The 22,751-nt window shown below is 53.5% G+C and carries 25 protein-coding genes, 10 tRNA genes and 1 rRNA gene; 31 read left to right on the top strand and 5 right to left on the bottom strand.

Annotated features, from left to right (window positions below; all coding sequences use genetic code 11):
- Nucleotide 1: 1 nt before the first annotated feature.
- A complete protein-coding gene (locus KNP71_RS10945) occupies nt 2-478 on the top strand; it encodes a DUF456 domain-containing protein (protein WP_214827659.1) in 477 nt (158 codons plus the stop codon).
- Nucleotides 479-552: 74 nt separating this feature from the next.
- Here KNP71_RS10945 and KNP71_RS10940 read toward each other — a convergent pair whose 3' ends face one another.
- Nucleotides 553-1,026: a YwpF family protein gene (locus KNP71_RS10940; protein WP_131471582.1), complete on the bottom strand. Its 474-nt coding sequence runs from the start codon at nt 1,024-1,026 to the stop codon at nt 553-555.
- A gap of 114 nt (nt 1,027-1,140) precedes the next feature.
- Here KNP71_RS10940 and KNP71_RS10935 point away from each other — a divergent pair, with 114 nt between their 5' ends.
- Nucleotides 1,141-1,443 carry a hypothetical protein gene (locus KNP71_RS10935; RefSeq protein ID WP_021068165.1) on the top strand — a complete coding sequence of 101 codons (303 nt, stop codon included), beginning with the start codon at nt 1,141-1,143 and terminating at the stop codon, nt 1,441-1,443.
- Nucleotides 1,444-1,489: 46 nt separating this feature from the next.
- Here KNP71_RS10935 and KNP71_RS10930 read toward each other — a convergent pair whose 3' ends face one another.
- Together KNP71_RS10930 and KNP71_RS10925 are read right to left on the bottom strand one after the other, a co-directional pair.
- On the bottom strand, nt 1,490-2,935 hold the full coding sequence (locus KNP71_RS10930; protein ID WP_214827657.1) for a nicotinate phosphoribosyltransferase: 1,446 nt from the start codon (nt 2,933-2,935) through the stop codon (nt 1,490-1,492).
- Between the two features lie 22 nt (nt 2,936-2,957).
- Complete coding sequence (locus tag KNP71_RS10925) at nt 2,958-3,491, bottom strand: cysteine hydrolase family protein (protein WP_131471576.1); 534 nt, start codon at nt 3,489-3,491, stop codon at nt 2,958-2,960.
- A gap of 142 nt (nt 3,492-3,633) precedes the next feature.
- On the opposite strand from KNP71_RS10925, the gene KNP71_RS10920 reads away from it, so the two are divergent.
- The 3 genes from KNP71_RS10920 to KNP71_RS10910 are packed head-to-tail and all read left to right on the top strand — an operon-like array spanning nt 3,634 to nt 4,735.
- Nucleotides 3,634-3,909, top strand: a complete 276-nt coding sequence (locus tag KNP71_RS10920; protein ID WP_131471574.1) for a 4a-hydroxytetrahydrobiopterin dehydratase — start codon at nt 3,634-3,636, stop codon at nt 3,907-3,909.
- Complete coding sequence (locus KNP71_RS10915) at nt 3,902-4,384, top strand: hypothetical protein (protein WP_242678966.1); 483 nt, start codon at nt 3,902-3,904, stop codon at nt 4,382-4,384. Before KNP71_RS10920 ends, KNP71_RS10915 begins: the two co-directional genes overlap by 8 nt.
- 33 nt (nt 4,385-4,417) lie before the next feature.
- Nucleotides 4,418-4,735: a hypothetical protein gene (locus KNP71_RS10910; RefSeq protein ID WP_131471572.1), complete on the top strand. Its 318-nt coding sequence runs from the start codon at nt 4,418-4,420 to the stop codon at nt 4,733-4,735.
- A gap of 38 nt (nt 4,736-4,773) precedes the next feature.
- Here the strand turns inward: KNP71_RS10910 and KNP71_RS10905 are convergent, their stop codons facing one another.
- Nucleotides 4,774-5,220 (bottom strand): YusW family protein, encoded by a 447-nt coding sequence (locus KNP71_RS10905; RefSeq protein WP_165569424.1) that lies wholly within the window; start codon nt 5,218-5,220, stop codon nt 4,774-4,776.
- A 179-nt stretch (nt 5,221-5,399) separates the two neighbouring features.
- Between KNP71_RS10905 and argC the strand changes: the two genes are divergently transcribed.
- Genes argC through argF form a run of 7 tightly spaced genes read left to right on the top strand, consistent with a single transcriptional unit; the run spans nt 5,400 to nt 14,519 of the window.
- Nucleotides 5,400-6,425, top strand: a complete 1,026-nt coding sequence (argC, locus tag KNP71_RS10900; RefSeq protein ID WP_131471568.1) for an N-acetyl-gamma-glutamyl-phosphate reductase — start codon at nt 5,400-5,402, stop codon at nt 6,423-6,425.
- Nucleotides 6,426-6,438: 13 nt separating this feature from the next.
- Complete coding sequence (argJ, locus tag KNP71_RS10895; protein WP_131471566.1) at nt 6,439-7,656, top strand: bifunctional glutamate N-acetyltransferase/amino-acid acetyltransferase ArgJ; 1,218 nt, start codon at nt 6,439-6,441, stop codon at nt 7,654-7,656.
- On the top strand, nt 7,653-8,432 hold the full coding sequence (argB, locus tag KNP71_RS10890; RefSeq protein WP_131471564.1) for an acetylglutamate kinase: 780 nt from the start codon (nt 7,653-7,655) through the stop codon (nt 8,430-8,432). The genes argJ and argB overlap by 4 nt, the downstream gene beginning before the upstream one ends.
- Nucleotides 8,392-9,537 carry an aspartate aminotransferase family protein gene (locus tag KNP71_RS10885; RefSeq protein WP_131471562.1) on the top strand — a complete coding sequence of 382 codons (1,146 nt, stop codon included), beginning with the start codon at nt 8,392-8,394 and terminating at the stop codon, nt 9,535-9,537. Before argB ends, KNP71_RS10885 begins: the two co-directional genes overlap by 41 nt.
- On the top strand, nt 9,534-10,583 hold the full coding sequence (locus tag KNP71_RS10880; protein ID WP_131471560.1) for a carbamoyl phosphate synthase small subunit: 1,050 nt from the start codon (nt 9,534-9,536) through the stop codon (nt 10,581-10,583). Before KNP71_RS10885 ends, KNP71_RS10880 begins: the two co-directional genes overlap by 4 nt.
- Nucleotides 10,576-13,596 (top strand): carbamoyl-phosphate synthase (glutamine-hydrolyzing) large subunit, encoded by a 3,021-nt coding sequence (carB, locus tag KNP71_RS10875; RefSeq protein ID WP_131471558.1) that lies wholly within the window; start codon nt 10,576-10,578, stop codon nt 13,594-13,596. Before KNP71_RS10880 ends, carB begins: the two co-directional genes overlap by 8 nt.
- Nucleotides 13,593-14,519, top strand: coding sequence for an ornithine carbamoyltransferase (gene argF / locus KNP71_RS10870; RefSeq protein ID WP_214830701.1), 927 nt, complete (start codon nt 13,593-13,595; stop codon nt 14,517-14,519). Before carB ends, argF begins: the two co-directional genes overlap by 4 nt.
- A 47-nt stretch (nt 14,520-14,566) precedes the next feature.
- Here the strand turns inward: argF and KNP71_RS10865 are convergent, their stop codons facing one another.
- The gene (locus KNP71_RS10865; RefSeq protein ID WP_214830700.1) at nt 14,567-15,292 is read right to left on the bottom strand and encodes a rhomboid family intramembrane serine protease; all 726 of its coding nucleotides are present in this window, start codon (nt 15,290-15,292) and stop codon (nt 14,567-14,569) included.
- 63 nt (nt 15,293-15,355) lie between these two features.
- On the opposite strand from KNP71_RS10865, the gene acpS reads away from it, so the two are divergent.
- From acpS to KNP71_RS10770, 19 genes are all read left to right on the top strand, one after another.
- Nucleotides 15,356-15,733, top strand: a complete 378-nt coding sequence (gene acpS, locus KNP71_RS10860) for a holo-ACP synthase (RefSeq protein WP_214830699.1) — start codon at nt 15,356-15,358, stop codon at nt 15,731-15,733.
- A complete protein-coding gene (gene alr / locus KNP71_RS10855; RefSeq protein WP_214830698.1) occupies nt 15,711-16,787 on the top strand; it encodes an alanine racemase in 1,077 nt (358 codons plus the stop codon). The genes acpS and alr overlap by 23 nt, the downstream gene beginning before the upstream one ends.
- A gap of 129 nt (nt 16,788-16,916) precedes the next feature.
- A complete protein-coding gene (locus tag KNP71_RS10850) occupies nt 16,917-17,195 on the top strand; it encodes a hypothetical protein (protein WP_021068181.1) in 279 nt (92 codons plus the stop codon).
- Between the two features lie 5 nt (nt 17,196-17,200).
- Nucleotides 17,201-17,551: a type II toxin-antitoxin system PemK/MazF family toxin gene (locus KNP71_RS10845; RefSeq protein ID WP_029596222.1), complete on the top strand. Its 351-nt coding sequence runs from the start codon at nt 17,201-17,203 to the stop codon at nt 17,549-17,551.
- 140 nt (nt 17,552-17,691) lie between these two features.
- Nucleotides 17,692-18,018 (top strand): STAS domain-containing protein, encoded by a 327-nt coding sequence (locus KNP71_RS10840; RefSeq protein WP_021068183.1) that lies wholly within the window; start codon nt 17,692-17,694, stop codon nt 18,016-18,018.
- A complete protein-coding gene (rsbW, locus tag KNP71_RS10835; protein ID WP_021068184.1) occupies nt 18,015-18,491 on the top strand; it encodes an anti-sigma B factor RsbW in 477 nt (158 codons plus the stop codon). Before KNP71_RS10840 ends, rsbW begins: the two co-directional genes overlap by 4 nt.
- The gene (sigB, locus tag KNP71_RS10830; protein ID WP_021068185.1) at nt 18,457-19,257 is read left to right on the top strand and encodes an RNA polymerase sigma factor SigB; all 801 of its coding nucleotides are present in this window, start codon (nt 18,457-18,459) and stop codon (nt 19,255-19,257) included. Before rsbW ends, sigB begins: the two co-directional genes overlap by 35 nt.
- Nucleotides 19,258-19,331: 74 nt before the next feature.
- Nucleotides 19,332-21,458, top strand: a complete 2,127-nt coding sequence (locus KNP71_RS10825; protein ID WP_214830742.1) for a Tex family protein — start codon at nt 19,332-19,334, stop codon at nt 21,456-21,458.
- 208 nt (nt 21,459-21,666) lie between these two features.
- A tRNA-Asn gene (locus KNP71_RS10820) sits at nt 21,667-21,741 on the top strand.
- Nucleotides 21,742-21,750: 9 nt separating this feature from the next.
- A tRNA-Ser gene (locus KNP71_RS10815) sits at nt 21,751-21,842 on the top strand.
- 27 nt (nt 21,843-21,869) lie between these two features.
- Nucleotides 21,870-21,944, top strand: a tRNA-Glu gene (locus KNP71_RS10810).
- 6 nt (nt 21,945-21,950) lie between these two features.
- Nucleotides 21,951-22,026: transfer RNA gene (locus tag KNP71_RS10805), tRNA-Val, on the top strand.
- A 23-nt stretch (nt 22,027-22,049) separates the two neighbouring features.
- Nucleotides 22,050-22,125: transfer RNA gene (locus tag KNP71_RS10800), tRNA-Asp, on the top strand.
- A gap of 7 nt (nt 22,126-22,132) precedes the next feature.
- Nucleotides 22,133-22,204, top strand: a tRNA-Gln gene (locus KNP71_RS10795).
- Nucleotides 22,205-22,214: 10 nt separating this feature from the next.
- Nucleotides 22,215-22,290, top strand: a tRNA-Lys gene (locus KNP71_RS10790).
- Nucleotides 22,291-22,321: 31 nt separating this feature from the next.
- Nucleotides 22,322-22,409: transfer RNA gene (locus KNP71_RS10785), tRNA-Leu, on the top strand.
- A gap of 4 nt (nt 22,410-22,413) precedes the next feature.
- Nucleotides 22,414-22,490 (top strand) — tRNA-Arg (locus tag KNP71_RS10780).
- Nucleotides 22,491-22,500: 10 nt separating this feature from the next.
- Nucleotides 22,501-22,577: transfer RNA gene (locus KNP71_RS10775), tRNA-Ile, on the top strand.
- A 101-nt stretch (nt 22,578-22,678) separates the two neighbouring features.
- A 16S ribosomal RNA gene (locus KNP71_RS10770) occupies nt 22,679-22,751 on the top strand; the annotation flags it as partial.

The following is a 22,751-nucleotide window of genomic DNA, read 5'->3' as shown; positions in this document are numbered from 1 at the left end:
CATGACGACATTGCTCTGGATATTCATCATCGCATCATTTATTGTCGCGTTCGCAGGATTGATTTATCCGGTCATCCCGAGCGTCTTGTTCTTATTCATCGGTTATGTGATTTACGGCTTCGGCTTCTCATTCGAGCCGCTCACGTGGACGTTTTGGCTCTGGCAGACCGTATTTTTAATCTTCTTGTTCGTGGTCGACTATATCGTCACCCGGGCTACAGTCGATAAACGGGGCGGTTCGGAACGGGCGAAATGGGGAGCGACCATCGGTTTGATTGCAGGACCGTTCATCTTCCCACTCGTTGGGGTGCTCATCTTCCCGTTCATCTTCGCGTTTCTCGCCGAACTCACGCTCGGGAAATCGACGCGTGAGGCGTGGAGTATCGGTGTCGGGACCGTGCTCGCTTTCCTCGGCAGCACGATGCTCAAAGTCGTCGGGATGACGATGATGGTCATCTTGTTTTTCATCTACGTTTGAGGCGAAGAAATTTCTTCGCCTTTTTGGGTTGAGAATTTTATAAAAACGGGGAAAGAAAAACAAGACCGTTCGATTTATTCGAACGATCCTGTCTTGACGAGCTGTGTGAAGGCGGAACGACTGAACGATTGCTGCTGTTCGACTTGTTTTTCGAAGAAGGAAGGTTTGAGTTCGGCGTTCGCCACGCCTTCGGAAATCAACGAATCGAGCACTTGCTTGGTCGGATCTTGTTTCGGCATCAGCATGAGCCCTTCGGCGACGAACGTGTGATGGTCGCTGAGCGATCGTTCGCTTGTGAACGTCAACGCGAGGGCGGCCGGACGGTTCGCCGGTGACGTGATGACGGCTTCGGCAAGGAGCAGGATTCGCTTGTTCAAATAGTGATGAAGCGTGACGGCAAATTCGGTTGGAACGAGCATCTCGAGGAGCCATTCGTTGTCATGCTCTTTCGAGATAATCAACCCATCGAGCAGTTCGACGGGGAGGTTCAACTCGTTGCCATACTCGTCTTGGACAAGGTGAACTTGGACTAGGCGGAACGTTTTCATCGTATCGGTCCCTTCCACATTTTCTTTAGTTTATCTTAACATAGTCTGGTTCGAAGATTGTGTTACGATAGCGGGGAAGCGACGTAAAAAAATAGAGGATAAGGAGGCATCAAGATGAGTTGGGTTGTTGGCATAATCGGGTATATCGCGATTCTAGCAATCGGTTATTATGGTGTCCTTTTCTTCAAAGTAAAGCAAGAGCGGAGTCGGGCCGGATATCGAATCTTTCTCTTGCTCGCGGGATTGTTCTTCGTGAGCGGGAGTGATTATATCATCGCGTTGTTCCAAGGGGATACGGAAGCGACGTTTTGGCAACGGACCGTTTACTTCATATTGATTTTGATCTCTCTTTCAATCGCTCTTTACTTTCGGAGAAAAGAAGATAAAATCCATGCGAACGAGATGACGACGGCATAAAACCATCATCAAAAGAGGCTACGGAACAAATCCGTAGCCTTTCGTTTTATTTCGGGATCCGTGTTTGACGAATCATTTCGAGTTTCAAGTCCCAGAGCGGTTTACTGAACGTGACCGAATACACTTCCGGCAAGCGGAGGCGTTTGTACTCTTCCCATAAACCGTTCATCTGCTCATGATGATACGCGCGAATCTCTGTCGCGTTCGGTAAGTCATAGACGCGTTCGCCGTCTTGGAAAATCGGGACGAGCAAACGTTTGACGCTAAAGTTGCGTGTCTTGATCCGGAACGCCGGGTCGCGGACGTCAATCAAGTCGATCTCGTTATACGTTTCGACCGGCTCATCAGCCAGGGCGATATAGTCCCCTTTGAATTTCCCGGTCTCGTTATCGATGATGCGATACAATTCTTTCTTGTGCGGCGTCGTCGTCTTCACTTTCGAAGACGAAACTTTGATGACCGGCTTCAACTTCCCGTCGGCGCCTTCGCGGGCGACGAGTTTGTACACCATGCCAAGTGCAGGCTGTTCATACGCCGTGATGCCGCGCGTCCCGACGAGGAACGTGTCGGCTTCAGCGCCCTGCATCCGCAAGTCTTGAATGACGTACTCATCGAGGTCGCCTGAGACGACGATTTTGACGTAGTCGAGCCCGGCCGCGTCGAGTGCTTTGCGAGCCCGTTTCGACAAGTAAGCCAAATCGCCCGAGTCGAGTCGGACCGACTTCAAACGATAGCCTTTTTCCTCGAGTTCCTTGGCGACCGTGATCGCGTTCGGAAGACCCGACTTGAGCGTGTCGTACGTGTCGATCAACAGGCTCGTGTTGTCCGGATACATCTCCGCGAACGAGCGGAACGCCTCGAGCTCTTCATCATGGAACTGGATGTCGGCGTGCTCCATCGTTCCGCCGGTCGGGACATCGAAATCACGTCCGGCCGAAACCAAACTCGTGACGTCGAAGCCAGCGATATACGCGGCTCGTGTGCCGTAATAGGCGGCATCGACGCCTTGGGCGCGGCGGGCCCCACCTTCGAGCAACGTCTCATTCGGTGCTGCCTGACGGATGCGCGCGTATTTCGTCGCGATGAGTGACTCATGGTTGGCGATGTTCAAGAGCGCCGTCTGGAACAGTTTCGCCTCAAAGATTGTCGATTCAATTCGGACGACTTGTTCGTTCGGGAAGATGACTTCTCCTTCGCGGACGCTATAAAGCGAACCGGTGAACTTGAAGTTGCGGAGCACGTCCGCGAACTCGTCCTCGAAGTCGAGTTGTTGCTTCAAGTAACGGATGTCCTCTTCCGTGAACGAGACGTTCTCCAAGTAGTGGACGATGTTTTGTAGGCCGGCGAAGACGACGTAGCCTCCGCTAAATGGATTCGAGCGGTAATACAGGTCGAACACGACTTGTTCGTTGTGACGGCCTTGTTTCCAATAAATATACATCCAACGTGGGAGGTATAGGTCGGTATGAAGCGCTAGGTTGCGATGTAACATAATCGTTCCTTTCTGTTTTATGTCACTTCCCGGTCACAGTGGCCCCGAGTGTCGTGACAAAATGTTCGAGCGCCCAATCGTGACCGACTGGGTTGAAGCTTTGGACGGCATCGGCGTGAACGACGATTGTATAGCCGAGGTTGTACGCGTCGACTGCCGTATGGAGCACACAGATGTCCGTGCACACACCGACGAGATGAATCTCCGTGATGGCCCGTTCGCGCAAACGCAAATCAAGGTCGGTACCGGCGAAGGCGCTATAGCGTGTCTTATCGATCCAATGATCGGCCCGGCTCGCCGCGGTTTTAACGGCGCCGTAAAGTTCGCGGCCTTCAGTCCCACGAATGTTATGAGGCGGAAAGAGCGTCGTCTCAGGGTGATACGTGTCACCAGCGTCGTGGACATCGTTCGCGACGACGACATAATCCTCGTCCGCGAACTCCTCAATCAACTGGACGATTCGTTCTTCTATGTCTTGCCCTGGTTTTCCACAAGTCAAACGACCCGTGTCTGCGATAAAATCAAACGTGTAGTCGATCACAATCAATCCACGCATGGCGAGATCTCCTCTCTCATGTAAAGAATAGTTGGCTATCTTTCTTATTCTAAATCATTTTGCATGAAGCGAAAAAGATTATTTTTGATCGCGGTCGGGTACTAGGTGTAAGAAGAACTGTTTGCGAAAGGGGAATCAGCACATGCTGCTGTCATCAACCGAACTGTCAGAGCAACTGTCCCGCTTAAACGGCTGGGACGTTGTCGAAGGGGAATTACAAAAGACGTATCGTCTCGAGACGTTTCCAGAGGCGATTCAATTCGTCCATCTCGTCGCCGACTTGGCGGAGACGCTCGACCACCATCCGAACATCTTAATCGAATATCGGAACGTCACGTTGACCGTGTCGACGCATGACGAAGGTGGAATCACGGAGAAAGACATCATGCTCGCGAAAGGTTGTGAGGAGCTTGTCTAAGCTATTCATGACATTCGCCTCAGGTACGGTCGCTGAACGATTGCGTCAACAATCGGGCGTGCTCGTCGCGAACGGGACAGAAACGATTCTGCTCGCCGAAGGGGACAAGTCCCCGTTCCAGAGCGGCAAGACGTTTCAAATCGAGGAAGCGGAAGGACAATTCGCCCCGAAAGGGAATATTATCTATGCGAACATTCCGGTCGATTCGAACGCCCGGTCGCTCTTATTCCATCGTTTGTTGAAAGACAAATCACGTCTAGGGTCCAGTCATAGCGGTTTTGCCGCCTATCGGCTCGGTGTCGACCCGGACGACAATCACGGGATTATCTTCATCCAATTCACCGAAGGCGGAAATCGTTTCCGTGATTCGACCGATTACGTCTTGTTCCAAGAATGGCTGAAAGAAGCCGTCGAGCAAAAAGGAGCCGGTCCAATCATAAAACATTATGTCGTCGATGAAGTGGATGACCTATAATAAACATAACGTTACGTTAGGGGAGGATTTTTTATGAACAAGAACTACTTCTGGTTAGGTATGGCCGCAGGTGCCGTCATTGGAGCTGGGGCATCGCTTCTCCACAGAGAGACGCGTGAGCAACAAGTCAGCCAACTCAAACATATGAAATCACGTCTCAAGTCGCACGATACGTCAACACAAGCTCATTCGGTCGGCCTTCAAGCCACTTCGAAAGCGAGTTTGAAAGATCGTGTCATGGATTTGAAGGCGCTCTATGAAGAAAACCAAGATACGATTCAAAATCTCGTCGAAGACGTGAAAGACTTGGTCGATGCGCTTCAAGACGCTCGTCATAAAAATCAAATCTAATGCAAATGGCCAAGCGCTAGACGCTTGGCCATTTTTTATTACTCTCTATATTCTTTTTCCGTGCCGTCGGTGAACGTCACGTCAGCCTCGATGCTTTGTGCATCTTCCACATTGAACGTGGCTTTAATTTGATTTAAAACTTCTTCGTCAGGCGTGTCTTTATCAAAGTTTAACTGGCCAAATAATGAATCGAGTTCTTGCATCGCTTCGTCCCCCCTCAAATTCAAATCGTCTTCTTTTCGTTCATAGGACGCTTCGGTCGAATTCATTTCTGTCTCATACTCGACTTGAATGGCATCGTTGACGTTTGGATAATCAACGTCGAGCTCGAACTTATTGAACGTGTACATCGAATTGTTTTCAGAATTCGCTTCGTTCTCAACCGGTGCATCGCTCGGTTGATTCGTCACTTCGTCAGCATCCCCACATCCGACCAATAGCAATAACGTCGCTGTCACAGGTAAAGCCCATTTCAAACGTTTCATTTTGAATCCCTCCAGTTTTATCTTTTTTCTCATATCATATAAATTCCCGTCTTGCTTTGTACTTACACGTTTTTGGAGAGGGAGAAGAGAAAATTGTTTCTTTATTGAATAAAAATACAATTGACAGTATAAATATACGTATGTTTTAATCAGTTTATTCTTTTAAGGAGGTTCGGCAGATGATCACATGTGGAATCGTCGGCGTCACAGGGTACGCCGGGATGGAGCTGTTAAAGCTCATCGGGAAACATCCCGAGTTCACACTCGTCCGGGCGATGAGCGATTCGAGCGCGGGATTGACGCTCGAAGAACTGTATCCCTGGTTAGAAACAGACAAGTTGACGCTCGAACCGTTCCGGATGGACGTATTAGACGACATCGATGTCATCTTTTTAGCGACGCCGAGCGGGGTGTCGGCGCAATATGTAAAGCAGTTGACGGAGTATGAAGGCGTCGTCATCGATTTGAGCGGAGACTTACGTCTGCCGGCATCGAGCTACGAGACGTGGTACGACAAACCGGCCGTACCGACATCGCTTCAAGCACAGGCGGTATATGGATTGACGGAATGGAATCGGGATGCCGTGAAGACGGCCGATCGGATTGCCAATCCCGGGTGTTATGCCACGGCGGTCGCCCTCGGGTTGTTGCCGTTCGTGAAAGGCGGTTGGATCGACCCGAACGAAATCATCGTCTCGGCATGCTCCGGTATCACGGGTGCCGGGAAAGGACTCAGCGCCAAGACGCATCATGCCCGTTCCAACGAAAACGTGCAACTGTATAAAGTCCATACACATCAACACATTCCAGAAATCGAGCAGACGCTCCAGACGTTGTCGGGCATTCCGGCGACGGTGTCGCTCTCGACACATCTGCTGCCGATCAATCGCGGCATCATGGCGACGATGAGCGTCGTGCCGACGATCCAACAGAGCGAGGCGGACTGGGTGCATGTCTTGAATGAGGCGTATGCGAATGAGCCGTTCATCCGGGTGCAACAAGGCGAACCGGAGATTCGGACGGCCGTCGGCTCGAACTATTGTGACATCTGGGTGTATGCCGATACACGGACGAATCGATTGACCATCGTCTCCGTCATCGACAACATGCAAAAAGGTGCGGCCGGACAGGCGATTCAAAACGCCAACGTCCGCTTCGGAGTAAATGAAACGGCCGGGTTGACGGAACAGCCCCAGTACATATAAGGAGGTAGAACGGATGATTGAAACAACGATGAGCCCTGTCGTCCACGTCGTCACGCCAAAAGGATTTCAGGCGTGCGGGGTGCACGCCGGACTGAAACGGAAGCGCAAAGATTTGGCGTTGCTCGTCTGTGAACAGTTGGCGAGTGCCGCCGCGGTCTATACGACGAATCAGTTCCAAGCGGCTCCGATTCAAGTGACGAAAGAGACGCTACACGCGTCGGGCGGAAAGATTCGCGCCGTCTTAATCAACAGTGGGAACGCCAACGCCTGCACCGGTCCACAAGGGCTCGAGGACGCGTATGCGATGCGCGATAAGGCGGCCGAACATCTCGGTGTCAAACCGGAAGAAGTGGCAATCGCCTCGACAGGTGTCATCGGTCAACTGTTGCCGATGGGGACGCTCTTGAACGGCATCGATTTACTTGAACCGAGCCAGGAAGAAGCTGGGGCGGAGTCGTTCGCGGAAGCGATTTTGACGACCGATACGGGAACGAAATGTACGGGCGTCGCGTACATCGAAGGCGACACTACCGTGACGATTGCGGGCGTGGCCAAAGGCTCGGGGATGATTCATCCGAACATGGCGACGATGCTCGGCTTCATCACGACTGATGCCGTCATTGCGCCCGACGTCTTGCGCCGGGCCCTGAAACAGAGTGTGGACGCCTCGTTTAACAGCATCACCGTCGACGGGGACAGTTCGACGAACGATATGGTACTCGCGTTGGCAAGTGGGATGACCGAGATGGACGAAATCATCGAAGGAACGCCAGCCTATGATCGCTTCCGCCAAGCGTTGACCGACGTGTGCACGGATCTCGCCAAGGCGATCGCCCGGGACGGGGAAGGGGCGACGAAACTGATTGAGGTCGAGGTTGTCGGAGCGAAGACAGATGAGGCGGCGCGGATGATTGCGAAACAAGTCGTCGGCTCGTCGCTCGTGAAGACGGCAGTCTACGGACAAGATGCGAACTGGGGTCGTATCATCGCCGCCATCGGTGCCTCGGAGCAACCGATTGACGTGAATCACGTCGATATCCGCATCGGATCACAGCATGTATTGATAGAAAGTGCACCGGTCTGGTTCGATGAGGCGCTCGCGACAGAAGAGATGGGACAAGACGTCGTCCCGATTCACATCCGATTGCAGGACGGAACGGGACAAGGTCAGGCGTATGGCTGCGATTTGACCTACGACTACGTCAAAATCAATGCGAGTTACCGGACATGAGACAGCGAAAAGTCGTCAAGCTCGGCGGGAGCGTCTGGGACACGCTCCATCCGGACTATTTCAACGAGTGGCGGGAGTGGATTGAAGCAGGGCATGAGCTCGTACTCATCCACGGGGGTGGACCTGCTTTGTCCGCCTATTGCGAACAGCAACACATCGAACCGGTGTTTCAAGATGGACGTCGTGTCACGACCGCAGACGTGTTGACGGGGGCTGAACGTGTGCTCGCGGGGGAGATGCAGACCGAAATCGTCGCTGCCCTCGGTCATCATCACATCAAGGCGGTCGGCCTCTCAGGTGTGGACGGACAGACGTTGACCGGAACGCAATTGGTGGAACTCGGGGCGGTCGGCGAAGTCGACCGTGTCGAGACGGACTTGTACGAGCTGTTGCTCGCGAGTCGCTACGTGCCGGTCGTGACGTCCCTGTTACAAGGACCGGAAGGCACGTTGAACTGTAACGGAGATGATTGTGCGATCGCCGTCGCGGTCGCGCTTCAAGCCAACCGTTTTGAAATGATCACTGACGTACCAGGGATTCGCATCGATGGGACGTTCCGTCAAACGCTCACGCGTGAAGATGTCGAACCGGCCATCGCTTCGGGACAAATCTATGGAGGTATGATTCCGAAGACCGAGGCGCTCCTAGGCGCTTTAGCAGGAGGGATTGAAGTCGCCGTCATCCGTGACGGCAAGCAACCGGATCATCCCGGGACAACACTACAGGAGGTGCACCATGCATTCACTACTACCGACATACGGACAACGATTTATTGAAATCGAACAGGCGAGCGGTTCTTACGTCACCGATACGGCCGGCAACCGGTATCTCGACTTCGTCATGGGCATCGCCGTCTGCGGGACGGGCCATCGGCATCCGTACGTGAGCCAAGCGCTCGAGGCGCAGCTAAAAAAGGTATGGCACACGTCGAACCTGTACAACATCAGCGGACAAGATCGCGTCGCCGAGAAACTCGTGTCTGGGACGCATTTGACGCATGCGTTCTTCTGTAACAGTGGGACCGAGGCGAACGAAGGGGCGTTCAAGTTGATTCGGAAATGGACGAACAAGACGAAAATCGTGACGTTCACGAAATCGTTCCATGGTCGCTCGTTCGCGATGCTCGGAGCGACCGGGCAAGACAAGGTCAAAGCCGGGTTCGGGCCGATGGTGGCCGATTTTGTGCATGCACCGTTCAACGACATGGACGCGCTCAACATGATTGACGACGAGACGGCTGCGGTTTGGCTCGAAATCGTCCAAGGCGAGGGCGGGGTCGTCGTCGCTAACGCGGAATGGCTCGAAGCGCTTCAAGCAAAGGCGACGGAGCACGCTGTCAAAATCGTCGTTGATGAGGTGCAGACCGGGATTGCCCGCACAGGTACCCGTTTCGCGTTCGAACAGACACCGCTTCAACCGGACGTCGTCACGCTCGCGAAAGGGCTCGGCAGTGGGTTCCCGGTCGGATCGATTTTGACAGCAGCGGGTGCGGAGCACGTCTTCACGGCTGGCAGTCACGGTTCGACGTTCGGCGGCAATCCGCTCGCGATGGCCGCGGCGGAAGCGACGCTCGACATCTTGTTCGAGGCGGACGCACTTGTCCACGTCAATGCGATGGGCGCGCGATTACGAGCGGGCTTGGAACAATTTGTCGACGGGGAAACGTTCACCGAGGTGCGTGGACTTGGGTTGATGCTCGGGATCGTGGCGACGCAACCGGTCGCGGCGTGGATCGAACAGTTGCGAGACGCTGGCCTTTTGGTCGTCGCGGCAGGGCCGGACGTGATCCGTTTCTTGCCGTCGTTACTGCTCACGGAAGCGGAAGTGGATGAGGCGCTCGCAATCATGGAACATGTGATTACAAAGGAGATGGTGTCATGACGGGGACAGTGACGTTACAAAGCGGTCAACAGTTCAACGGGACGTGGGAGACGAGTGCCCGCTCGGCGAAAGGGGAGGTCGTGTTCTTCACAGGGATGACCGGTTATCAAGAAGTATTGACCGATCCGTCTTATGCCGGTCAAATCGTCGCGTTCACGTATCCCCTCATCGGGCAATACGGGTTGACCGACGGTGCATCCGAGAGCGCGGACATCCAAGTGGCAGGTGTGCTCGTCCAGACGTTGGACGGAAACGGGGCGGCGACCGATTTGAAAGATTGGTTGGAGAAGTTCGGGGTGCCGGTACTGTCTAACGTCGACACACGCTCGCTCGTCCATGCCCTCCGTGAACACGGGGATCAGTGGGGTGTGATGACGTCAGCATCAGATGTATCGTTCGATGGGGATCTTCATCAGATCACCGAGACCGTTTCGACGCCAAGTCATGTGCGTCACGGCGACGGGACGAACGGACACATCGTCTGTCTCGATTTCGGTGTGAAGGCGTCGATGGTGCAAGCGATGGTCGAGCGAGGGTACACGGTGACAGTCGTTCCGTTCGATACGACGGCCGCCCAAATCCATGCGCTTGCGCCGACCGGGATTCTCGTGTCGAACGGTCCGGGAGACCCGCGTGATTTGGTCAATTACCTCGATAATGTGCGTGAAGTGGCACTGGCGTATCCGACCCTTGGCATTTGTATGGGCCATCAACTGCTCGCGCTCGCGTTCGGGTGTGAGATTGAAAAACAGACATACGGACATCGCGGATCCAACCATCCGGTCCGAAACGTCCAGACGGGTGAAGTGTGGATGACGTCGCAAAATCACGGATACGTCGTCACACGGGACAGTTTGGAAACGACACCGCTCGAACTACTATTTGAGAACGTGAACGATATGTCGGTCGAAGGGATGTTGCACAAGACGGCCCCGATTCTCTCGGCCCAGTTCCATCCGGAGGCCAGTCCGGGACCGAAGGAAGCACAAGCCATCTTTGACCGCTTTGACGAAATGATTCAGCAAGGGGTGAACGTCTATGCATAAAAAAGTACTCGTCATCGGTTCAGGTCCAATCATCATCGGTCAGGCTGCCGAGTTTGACTATTCGGGCACACAGGCGTGCCAAGCGCTCCGCGAAGCAGGCTGTGAAGTCGTACTCTTCAACTCGAACCCGGCCACGATTATGACCGATCCTGGTATTGCCAATCACACCTACATCGAGGCGATGACGTTAGAGAAGGCCGAGTTGATTATCGAGACGGAACGGCCGACCCACTTGCTCGCCACGGTCGGCGGACAGACCGCCCTCAACTTGGCGCTCGCCTTGGATGAGGCGGGGGTGCTCGATCAATACGGCATCGAGCTACTCGGAACGTCGCTTGAGACGATTCGCGACGGGGAAGACCGCGAACGGTTCAAGCAAAAGATGAACGAACTCCGGGAGCCGCTTCCGGTCAGCACGACCATTGAATCGATCGATGCCCTTGACGGCTTCATCGCCGAGACAGGCGTCCCGCTCATCGTCCGTCCCGCGTTCACGCTCGGCGGTACCGGTGGCGGGATTGCAGAAACGATTGATGCCGCCTACACGCTTGCGAAGTGTGGTCTCGAGGCGAGTCCGATCTCGCAATGTTTAATCGAGCAGAGCATCGCCGGTTATAAAGAGTTCGAATATGAGGTCATGCGTGACGCGAGCGGGACGTGCATCATCGTCTGCAACATGGAAAACATCGACCCGGTCGGTGTGCATACGGGTGATTCGGTCGTGTTCGCCCCGGCCCAGACGTTATCGGATACGATGCATCAGACGTTGCGGACCGCCGCGTTCCGCATCGTCTCGGCGCTCGGTGTCGTCGGCGGGTGTAACATCCAGTTCGCCGTCCATCCGACAGAAGACGCCTATTACGTAATCGAAGTGAACCCGCGCGTCTCGCGCAGCTCGGCGCTCGCCTCGAAGGCGACCGGATATCCGATTGCGAAGATTGCGACCCGTCTCGCGCTCGGGGAACGACTCGACGCTTGTATCAATCCCGTCACGAACGGGACGATGGCGAGCTTCGAACCGGCCCTCGATTATGTGACGGCGAAAGTGCCGACGTTCCCGTTCGATTTGTTCAATGGGACGGACCGGACGCTCGGGCCGCAGATGAAAGCAACCGGGGAGAGCATGGCGATGGGCAAAACGCTCGAAGAGGCGCTTCAGAAAGCATGGCGCGGTGCCGGCGTCGAGCAGTATCCGCTCTATCCGAGTTGGATGGCGACAGCTGATGCCGCCGCGCTATACGCTGAAATTTCGGCACCGACCGATCGTCGCCTCCTGGCGTGTCTCGCCTTACTCGACCGCGGGATTGCCACGACGTCGCAACTTGAAGCGCTGACCGGCATCGCCCCGCACTTCATGATGATGTTCGACCGAATCGTGACGACAATCCATCAGGACTTATCCACGCCAGCGAACCTGTTGCAGGCGAAACGGTTCGGATTCACCGACGCGCAGATTGCGAAGCGGATGAACGTCACGGCCGACGCGGTCGCATCGATGCGGCTTGAACACGACATCCATCCGGTTTATCAGATGATCGATACGTGTGCCGCCGAGTTCGAGAGTCGCACGCCGTACTTTTATGGGACGTGGCACGGGACGTCTGAAGTCGTGTCGAGCGAGCGGGCGAAAGTCGCCGTCATCGGGTCCGGACCGATTCGAATCGGGCAAGGCATCGAGTTCGATTACAGTTCGGTGCATGCCGTCTGGGCGCTTCAAAAACTCGGGATCGAGACGATTATGATCAACAACAACCCGGAGACGGTGTCGACCGACTTCACGGTCGCCGACAAACTGTACGTCGAACCGTTGACGATTGAAGATGTCGTCCACGTATTGGAGGCCGAAGGGTGTCAGGACGTGTTGATCCAGTTCGGCGGCCAGACCGGCATCTCACTCGCCCATGCGCTGGAAGCCAAAGGCTATCATTTGCTCGGGGCGACGGCAGCCGTCATCGATCAAATGGAGGACCGGGATCGGTTCTATCAATTCCTCGACGAGATCGGGGTGGCTCACATCCCAGGTGAAGAGGTCGGGTCGGCAGACGAGTTGACGTCCGCAATCGATCGTCTCAGCTATCCATGTGTCGTCCGTCCCTCCTACGTCATCGGTGGGAAAGGTATGCATATCATCCGGAACGGGGCGGAATTGCATCAAATCGAACCGCATTTGACCTATCCGCTCCTCGTCGATGCGTATGTCGATGGGCGTGAGCTCGAAGTCGACTGTGTCACCGATGGGAAAACCGTCTACGTCCCGGCCTTGCTCGAACAGATTGAGGCAGCCGGTGTCCATTCTGGCGATTCGACGATGATTCTGCCGCCGGTCAAGACGTCGAGCGCGCAACAAAACGAGATTGAAGCCATCGTTCAAACGATCGGACAAGCACTCACATACCGGGGCGCGCTCAATATCCAATTCGTCTTGAAAGGCGACGTCATCTACGTGCTCGAAATCAACCCGCGTGCTTCGCGGACGGTCCCGATCGTCAGCAAAGTGACCGGCGAACCGCTCATCGAATGGGCGACGCTCGCGGCGTTCGGCCATGAGTTGGCAACCGTCGTCCCCGACGCACGTCCGGTATGGAACGGATATGCCATCAAAACACCGGTATTCTCGAGTTTGAAATTGCCGGGCGTCGACCCGCTCACCGGTCCGGTCATGCGCTCGACCGGGGAGACACTCCAATTCAGCATGACCCCTTACGTGTCCGAACGGTTCTGTTACGACGCGACGACGACGCGCGTCATGAATCGGACTGAGATTGTAGCCGGCCAAGGCTGGTCGGCATATAGTGATCAACCGCTTGATGAGACGACCAAGTTCCAAAACGTGTCGGTCCTATTCTCGAACGCACCAGAGGAACAAGCGGCACGTGAGGCGGCGGTCCGAAACGGCGTCCACGTCATCTCAGAGACATATCTTGCCGAGTACTATCAACAAGCGATGCGAGCGGAACCGATGCCGGTACGTTCACTTCAAACGATGCAGACAGGAGAGGGACTACCATTATGACGACGAAAACGATCAATCATCTACTGACACTCGAGGAGCTGACGCCGTCCGCCCTCGACGACTTGCTTGCACTGGCGGCCGAGGTGAAACGACAACCGGAAGCGTTCCAGTCGGCGCTCGCCGGCAAGAAAGTGGCGCTCTTGTTCGAGAAGGCCTCGACCCGCACCCGGATGTCGTTCGAGGTCGGTGTCGTCGAACTCGGCGGTTATCCGTTGTTCTTGAGCAGCAGTGATTTACAGATTGGACGCGGGGAACCACTGACGGATACGATTCAAGTCATGAGCCGCTATGTCGACGCGCTCATGATTCGGACGTACGCCCACGCGACGGTCGAGACGCTCGCTTCGGCAGGTTCGATTCCAATTATCAACGGATTGACCGATTCCCATCACCCGTGCCAAGTACTCGCCGACTTGTTGACGGTCGAGGAAGTGTTCGGCACGAGAACAGGGAAAACGTTGACGTACATCGGCGACGGGAACAATATGGCCCACTCGCTCATGATCGGGGGCGCGCTCAGTGGGATGCACATCCGCATCGCCTCGCCAGAAGCATATACGGTCGAGACCGAGATTTTCGAACGAGCGAATGAACTCGCGGCAACGACAGGGGGGAGCATCACGCTTTGGCAAGACCCGGTTGCTGCCGTCACGGGTGCGGATGTCATTTACACGGATGTGTTCGCGAGCATGGGGCAAGAAGCGGAAGCGGCGGAACGGTTGACGCAGTTTGCGACGTTCCAAGTCGATGCTTCGCTCATGCAGCAAGCGAAGTCAGAGGCGATTTTCCTACACTGCCTCCCGGCCCATCGCGGCGAAGAAGTGACGGCCGACGTCATCGATGGTCCGCAGTCGGTCGTGTTCGATCAAGCCGAGAATCGCTTACACGCGCAAAAGGCGCTCATGCTCACTTTGCTCGCCTAAACAAAAGAGAGGATTCGCCGCTTTGGCGAATCCTCTCTTTATTACTGTCATAAGAAGCGGGCGAACAAACCGAACACGGCCAGTCCGACGATCACGTAGAAAATCCATTTGCCTTCACCCGTATGAATGATTGGGGGCGAATACTTGCGCGGCTTGTACTTTCCGTAGCGGAGCGGGCGCGAGTATGGGACCGCGAACCGGGAGAGCGGGATTGCGAGCACAAATCCGGCGAGGAAACCATACACATGTCCCCACAGTGATACGTTCGCCCCGATGAGCGTGAACACGGCGCTGATGGCGACGAAGATATAGACGAGTCGCGCGTCCTGTCTATAGATGAGCGTTCGGCGGAACCGACCGATGTACACGTAGAAGCCAAGAATCGCTAAAATCGCACCGGACGCACCGGCTTGCAGATAAAACAGTTCACTCACCGTGAAAAACGTGAGCAGGTTGGCAAGCACACCGGCGACGATATAGAACACGGCGAATTTGATATGGCCGACCATGCGTTCCATGGCAGGTCCGAAGATAATCAAAGCGAACGAGTTGAACAGCAAATGACCGAGCCCTAAATGGATGAAGTTGGCCGTCAAGAGACGGTACCATTCCCCTTGGGCGAGCGCGAGATGGAACGACCCACCGAGTGCGACGATTCGGAGGTCAGGTACCAAAGAATCGATGACAAACACGACCAGTTGGATTACAATGAACAGCGTTACGAGCGGATACGCTCGGACGAACGTTTGAACATTCTCAGTACGACTAAACATAGCATCACCTCTTTCCTTAATTGTATAAGGAAACGAGTGAAAAAGGAAAGGAGCGAGTGTCCTGTGATTGTGGGAATCGGAATCGATATCGTCGAGCTCGAGCGGATTGCTCGCTCGATCAAGAATGACCGTTTCGTCGTGCGTCTGTTGACCGAAGCTGAGCGGGCGCTCGCCGACGCCTATCCAGAACAACGCCGCATCGAATTCGTCGCTGGACGGTTCGCGGCGAAAGAAGCGTATGCCAAAGCGGTCGGGACCGGGATTGCCCGGGGCCTGTCGTGGCAACAAATCGAAATCTTACCGGATGAGGCCGGGCGACCACATATGACGGCGCCTTACTCAGGCCGGATTCATGTGAGTATCAGCCACAGCGAGCAATACGCCGTGGCACAAGTCATCATTGAAGAGGGGGATCACGATGTTTCGTCCAAGTTGGATTGAAATTGATCGGGCGGCGATCAAGCATAACGTAATCGAAATCAAAAAACGGATCCCGCAAGCGCTCATGGCCGTCGTCAAAGCGAACGCTTACGGACATGGAGCCGTCGAAGTCGCGAAAATCGCACTCGAGAACGGGGCAACGATGCTCGGCGTGGCCTTGCTTGAAGAAGCCATCGAGCTCCGAGAGGCCGGGATTAAAGCGCCGATTCTCGTCATGGAGGCCCAGTTCCCAGAAACTGCGGGCGTCGCAGCCGAACACGATGTGACGTTGTCCGTCTTTTCGGCCGACTGGTTGCGTGAGGCGTGCACACATCTATCTGACCGTCCACTCACCGTTCATGTGAAAGTCGACACGGGGATGGGTCGTCTCGGTTTGCGGACCCGCGCCGAACTTGATGCCCTTTTAGAAGCGGCAGATGACCGTTTTATCGTCGAAGGGATTTATACGCATTTTGCGACAGCGGATGAGCCGGACAGTGAGCTTTATTATGAGCAACAGGAGCGGTTCGGTCAGTTGATAGATGGACTCCATTCGCAATTCCGCTACATTCATACGTCAAACTCGGCCGGAGCGATCCGCATGGCCGGACAAGATGTGCCGTATAACTTGGTCCGGGTCGGCATCGCGCTCTATGGATTGTATCCGTCGGCTGAGATGGCTTCCTTCTATTCATTCTTACGTCCAGCCTTCACGTTGAAGAGTAAGCTCATGCAAGTGAAGCAACTCGAGGCCGGACAGACGATCAGCTACGGGGCGACGTATACGACGACTGAAGATGAGTGGATTGGTACCGTGCCGGTCGGATATGCCGACGGCTGGATTCGTAAAGCGAGCGGCTTCAAAGTCGACGTAAACGATCACCGTTGTCCGATTGTCGGTCGTGTCTGTATGGACCGCTTCATGGTGAGGCTTCCCGAGTCAGTTTCGGTCGGGACGGTCGTCACGCTCATCGGCGGACCGGTCGCGATTGATGAACTGGCCACGCATCTCGAGACGATTAACTACGAGGTCGTCTGTCAATTGACGAGCCGCCTCCCACGACGTTATGTGTAAAGCTGAAAACGTGTGAAATTATCTGAATTCTTTCGGGAATCCTCTATATTTTCCCAAACTCGCGTGTTATATTGGTAAAGAACGCGGGAAGATTTCCGCCAGTCATTGAAACGATTCTGGAGGTGTAAGATGTTGAAACAGCGAACTGCGGGTGCTTTAGCGTCCGTTCCAGATCGGTTCTCGCAACATGTGGGTCCGATTTCGATGAAAGATCGTGAATCATTGTCATTGAACGATGTAGTGACGTACTTGTCCAAAGAAATTGCTGATCGACAACAAACACTGCGCGAAGAATTGGCGAGAGGCTATCAAGAGATGGCCGCGTTTAATTTGAATATGGCAGAAGAGATGCTGATGATTGAGACGGAAGCCGAACATGCTCTCTTACGTCAAGTAAGCGGGGTGTGAGCGGAGTGATCGTAAAGCGTGGTGACGTGTTTTATGCGAATCTGTCGCCCGTAGTCGGTTCAGAGCAAGGTGGAGTTCGTCCGGTTCTCGTCATTCAAAACGATATCGGCAATCGCTTTAGCCCGACCGTCATTGTCGCTGCGATTACGGCTCAGATCCAGAAAGCAAAACTGCCGACTCATGTAGAGGTGTATCAAGTCAAACATGGTCTCGAACGAGATTCCGTGATTTTGCTTGAACAGATTCGAACGATTGATAAGCGTCGTCTGACAGATAAAGTCACTCATCTCGATGATGAAACGATGCACAAAGTTGACCGAGCGCTAGAGATTAGTTTGGGATTAATCCCTCTCTAGCTTACATATAAAGAAACCGATACATGGGTATCGGTTTTTTTTCAAAAAATTCTTCAAAAAATAGTTTAGAATTCTGTAAAACGGGAATTTAGTTTAATCGTACTCAATTTTTCTGTACGCACATTAGGAGGGAATATACGATGGATTTAGCGATTCGCGAGCAAGTCATTGGAGAACAATTACACCTTTACGTATCCGGAGAAGTGGATACATATACCGCACCAAAATTGAAGGAAGTCTTGCACCCGGCTATTACGGAGCAGGATGTTACCGTTCATTTGGATGAAGTGGATTATATGGATTCAACTGGTCTTGGCGTATTTGTCGGTGCCCTTAAAATAGCCAAACGTAACGAGAAAGAGTTGTCGCTCGTCGGCGTCACCGACCGCGTCAACCGTCTCTTTGAATTGACAGGACTGCACAAGTTGCTCTCGATCAATACAAACGTAAGAGGTGGCACGCAATGAGTAACATCGAACAGACGGTGATGACGTTCCCGGCCAAACCGGAGTATGTCGGTGTGGTCCGTTTAGTCGTCTCAGGAATCGCTAACCGTATGGGATATACGTACGACGAGATCGAGGATATTAAAATCGCGGTCTCGGAAGCCTGTGGCAATGCTGTTCAACATGCCTATGAAGATCAAGAAGGTGAAGTGAAGCTTACGTGTGGCGTTCATCAAGATCGTCTCGAAATGACGATCGAGGACTCGGGCAAAACATTTGCCGACGACGTGAAACGCCAAGCGGCGCCAGTCGAAGAGACGGCTGAAATCGAATCGCTTCACGAAGGAGGACTCGGTCTTTTCCTCATTGAAGCCTTAATGGATGACGTCTCGATCAACAAGGACAATGGTGTCAAGGTGACGATGACGAAACTCCTTAACAGGGACGAGGTGGATCAGAGTGCCAGCAAAATCTCAACAACGCCATCACAGTGATGATGAAGTATTAGAGTGGATCGAGCGTTATCAACAGGACGATCAAAACGAAGAAGTCCAAATGCTCCTCATCAACCGATACTCGGACCTCGTTGAGGCGCTTGCACGAAAGTTTTCGCGAGGCCGGGCCATTCATGACGACCTCGTTCAAGTCGGCATGATCGGACTTCTCGCTGCCCTTCGTCGTTTCGACCCTGAGTTTGGACGCAGTTTCGAGTCGTTTGCCGTTCCGACGATTATCGGTGAAATCAAGCGTTTCATCCGTGACAAGACGTGGAGCGTCCACGTTCCGCGCCGGATTAAAGAGCTTGGGCCGAAAATTAAGAAGACGGTCGAAGAATTGACTACCGAACTGCAACGTTCACCGCGCATCGATGAGATTGCTGATCACCTCGGTGTTTCAGATGAAGAGATTCTCGAAACGCTCGAGATGGGTAAGAGCTACCAAGCCCTTTCCGTCGACAGCTCAATCGAAGCGGACAACGAAGGTTCGACCGTCACGCTCCTCGACCTCGTCGGGAGTCAAGAACGTGGTTACGAATCGGTTGACCAGCGCCTCATCCTTGAAAAAGCGTTCAGCGTGTTGAATGAACGGGAACAGGCGATTCTGGAATGTGCTTATTATAAAAACATGAGCCAAAAAGAGACGGGTGAGCTCCTTGGGATTTCACAGATGCACGTATCGCGCTTACAGCGTCGTGCGCTCGAAAAATTACGCGAGGCCATCAAAGTCCCGCTCAATGAAGTATTCTCAAACGATGACTAAACGGTCATCGTTTTTTGTCGTCCACGCGTGAGTTTGCTACACTTCAAGAGAGAAGAGAAAAGGAAGTGATTCGATTGATTACGAAAATCGCAAAAGATTTGAAGTTGAAGACGAGTCAAGTCGAGACGGTGCAACAACTCGCCGCGGACGGAGCGACGATTCCGTTCATGGCCCGGTACCGTAAAGAAATGACCGGTAATCTCGATGAAGTGGAAATCAAAGCCATTCTCGATGCCTTACAATATGAAGAGAGTTTGCACAAACGTAAGACGGACGTCCTCACCAAACTCGAGGAACTCGAGAAGGCGACACCAGAGTTGACCCGTGCGCTTGAAGCTGCGACGAGCCTGCAACAAGTCGATGACATCTACCTTCCTTATCGTCCGAAGCGACGGACGAAAGCCGAGCAAGGACGGGAGAAAGGGCTCCAACCGCTCGCTGACTGGTATCGTCAACCAACGCCATATTCGGTGACCGAAGCACAGTCGTTAGCGGGGGACCTCTCGCTTGAAGAAGCACTTCCGTTCGTCCAATCGATTATCGGGGAGGAGTGGGGCGAAGTGGCGACGCTTCGACAATCACTCCGTACACGAGTCCGGAAAGAGGCGCTTCTTCGTTCACAGAAGAAAAAACAGGCGGAAGATGAGAAAGAAGTGTTCGCCCAGTATTATGAATATGAAGAGAAAATCGCAGGAATCGTCCCACACCGAATCCTCGCCTTGAACCGTGGAGAGCGCACTGATGTGTTGCAAGTGAAGGTCGTCTTCGATGAGACGGGTTTCATGCGACAAGCGCTCGGTAAGTTTGACCGCTTGCCGACGGAGAAACGCGAACTCGTTACGCTCGCCGTGAAGGATGCCTTCAAGAAGTCGGTGTTCCCGGCCATCGAACGCGAAGTCCGGAGTGAGTTGACCGAGACGGCTGAAGAACAGGCAATCGATGTGTTCTCAAAAAACTTGAAACAGCTCTACATGCAACCACCGCTTCGTGAGGTCGTCGTCCTAGGGATTGACCCAGCCTATCGCACGGGTTGTAAATGGGCTGTCGTCAATGAAATTGGAAAAGTCGAAGAGGTCGGTGTCTTCTATCCGACGGCACCGAAACATGATGTCGCCGGTTCAGAGAAAGTGTTGACGTCGCTTGTGAAGCGTTATCCAATCTCGGTCATCGTCATTGGGAATGGGACCGCCTCCCGTGAGACGGAGCAGTTCGTATCGACCTGGCTGAAGAAGGCGGAACGCGAGATAGCCTATGCCATCGTCAACGAAGCGGGAGCGAGTGTCTATTCGGCTTCAGAGATTGCCCGGTCTGAATTCCCGGAATTAAAAGTAGAAGAACGTTCGGCTGTCTCAATCGCTCGACGCATTCAAGATGCGATGGCGGAACTCGTCAAAGTCGACCCGCAGTCTGTCGGCGTCGGACAGTATCAGCATGATGTGAGCCAGAACAAGTTGAAAGCTTCACTCGAGTTCGTCGTCGAGAGTGTCGTCAACATGGTCGGTGTCGATGTGAACCGGGCTTCGGAGTCTCTGCTCACATATGTATCTGGGTTGAATAAGACGACGGCTAAAAATATTGTCGCGTATCGGGATGAGTTCGGCCGCTTTGATACACGCAAAGAAATCAAGAAAGTGCCGCGTCTTGGAGCGAAGGCGTATGAACAAGCAGCCGGCTTTTTACGAATTACGAACGGGAGCGACGTACTCGACCAGACGGAGATTCATCCAGAGAGCTATAAACTGACACTCTCTCTATTGAAGGAACTCGGTGTTTCGAAACAAGCTGTTGGGACGGCCGAACTGCGTGATCGATTGAAAACGGTCGATGCGAAAGCGTTGAGTGAGAAACTGGATGCCGGATTGCCGACAGTCGAAGATATCTTGAAATCGCTCGCGAAGCCGGGACGAGACCCGCGCGAAGACATTCAGAAACCATTGCTTCGGACGGACGTAATGAACTTAGAGGACCTCCAAGTGGGGATGGAGTTCCAAGGGACGGTACGCAACGTCATCGACTTTGGGGCGTTCGTGGACATCGGGGTGAAGCAAGATGGACTCGTCCATATTTCGAAATTGTCGAATCGCTACGTCAAGCATCCACTTGATGTCGTTGCGGTCGGTGATATCGTCACCGTATGGATTGAACAAGTGGACGCCAATCGGGGACGGATCAGTCTCACGATGTTGGAGCCGAAACGTTAAATAAGAAGGAACTAGCACCGAGTAAAATGTTTTTCATTTTGCTCGGTTTTTTTATGAAAAAGTGTTGACGGTCATTTCTGCCCGTGCTATCTTATAGAAGTCGCCGAGAGACGACATGGAATATTAAAGCTTTTCTAAAAAAGTGATTGACAGGTTTCTGGTTTGCGGTTACAATTTAAATCGTTACTTCGATAAATTCAAGCAACGTTCCGCAATAGCTCAGTGGTAGAGCAACCGGCTGTTAACCGGTAGGTCGTAGGTTCAAATCCTACTTGCGGAGCCATTTTATTTTGGAGACGTACCCAAGAGGCTATAAGGGGCTCCCCTGCTAAGGGAGTAGGCTGGGAAACCGGTGCGAGGGTTCGAATCCCTCCGTCTCCGCCACATATTTTTTAGAAAACACATACATCTGGCCCGTTGGTCAAGCGGTTAAGACACCGCCCTTTCACGGCGGTAACACGGGTTCGAATCCCGTACGGGTCACCATCATACGGAGGATTAGCTCAGCTGGGAGAGCACCTGCCTTACAAGCAGGGGGTCGGCGGTTCGATCCCGTCATCCTCCACCATTTCAAATTTAAGCACGTATAACGGTCTTGTGGTGTAGGGGTTAACATGCCTGCCTGTCACGCAGGAGATCGCGGGTTCAAATCCCGTCAAGACCGCCATTTACGTTGGGCCGTAGCCAAGTGGTAAGGCATCGGATTTTGATTCCGACATGCGAAGGTTCGATCCCTTCCGGCCCAGCTTATAATTTGAGTCATTAGCTCAGTTGGTAGAGCATCTGACTTTTAATCAGAGGGTCGCAGGTTCGAGCCCTGCATGACTCACCATTTTTTATCCCTCGTAACACCTTAATACGCTGCGGTCGTGGCGGAATCGGTAGACGCGCTAGGTTGAGGGCCTAGTGGTGGTTAACACCGTGGAGGTTCAAGTCCTCTCGACCGCACCAATATGCACCCTTAGCTCAGCTGGATAGAGCGTTAGACTACGAATCTAAAGGCCGGGAGTTCGAATCTCTCAGGGTGCACCATTTTTATTATGGGCCTATAGCTCAGCCGGTTAGAGCGCACGCCTGATAAGCGTGAGGTCGGTGGTTCGAGTCCACTTAGGCCCACCATTTAAACTGACGAACTTTGAAAACTGAACGATGAGGCAAAAAAAGTTTTACCATTTTTGAATGAAGCGCAAGCTTCGTCATTTTCAAGAGCTATATCAAATTCTTTGGAGAGTTTGATCCTGGCTCAGGACGAACGCTGGCGGCGTGCCTAATACATGCAAGTCGAGCGCAGGA

Origin of the sequence: Exiguobacterium sp. s56, assembly GCF_018618255.1 — a bacterium.
In the GTDB taxonomy this organism is placed as follows: Bacteria; Bacillota; Bacilli; order Exiguobacteriales; family Exiguobacteriaceae; genus Exiguobacterium; species Exiguobacterium chiriqhucha.
This window is presented reverse-complemented; position numbering and strand designations above follow the sequence as displayed.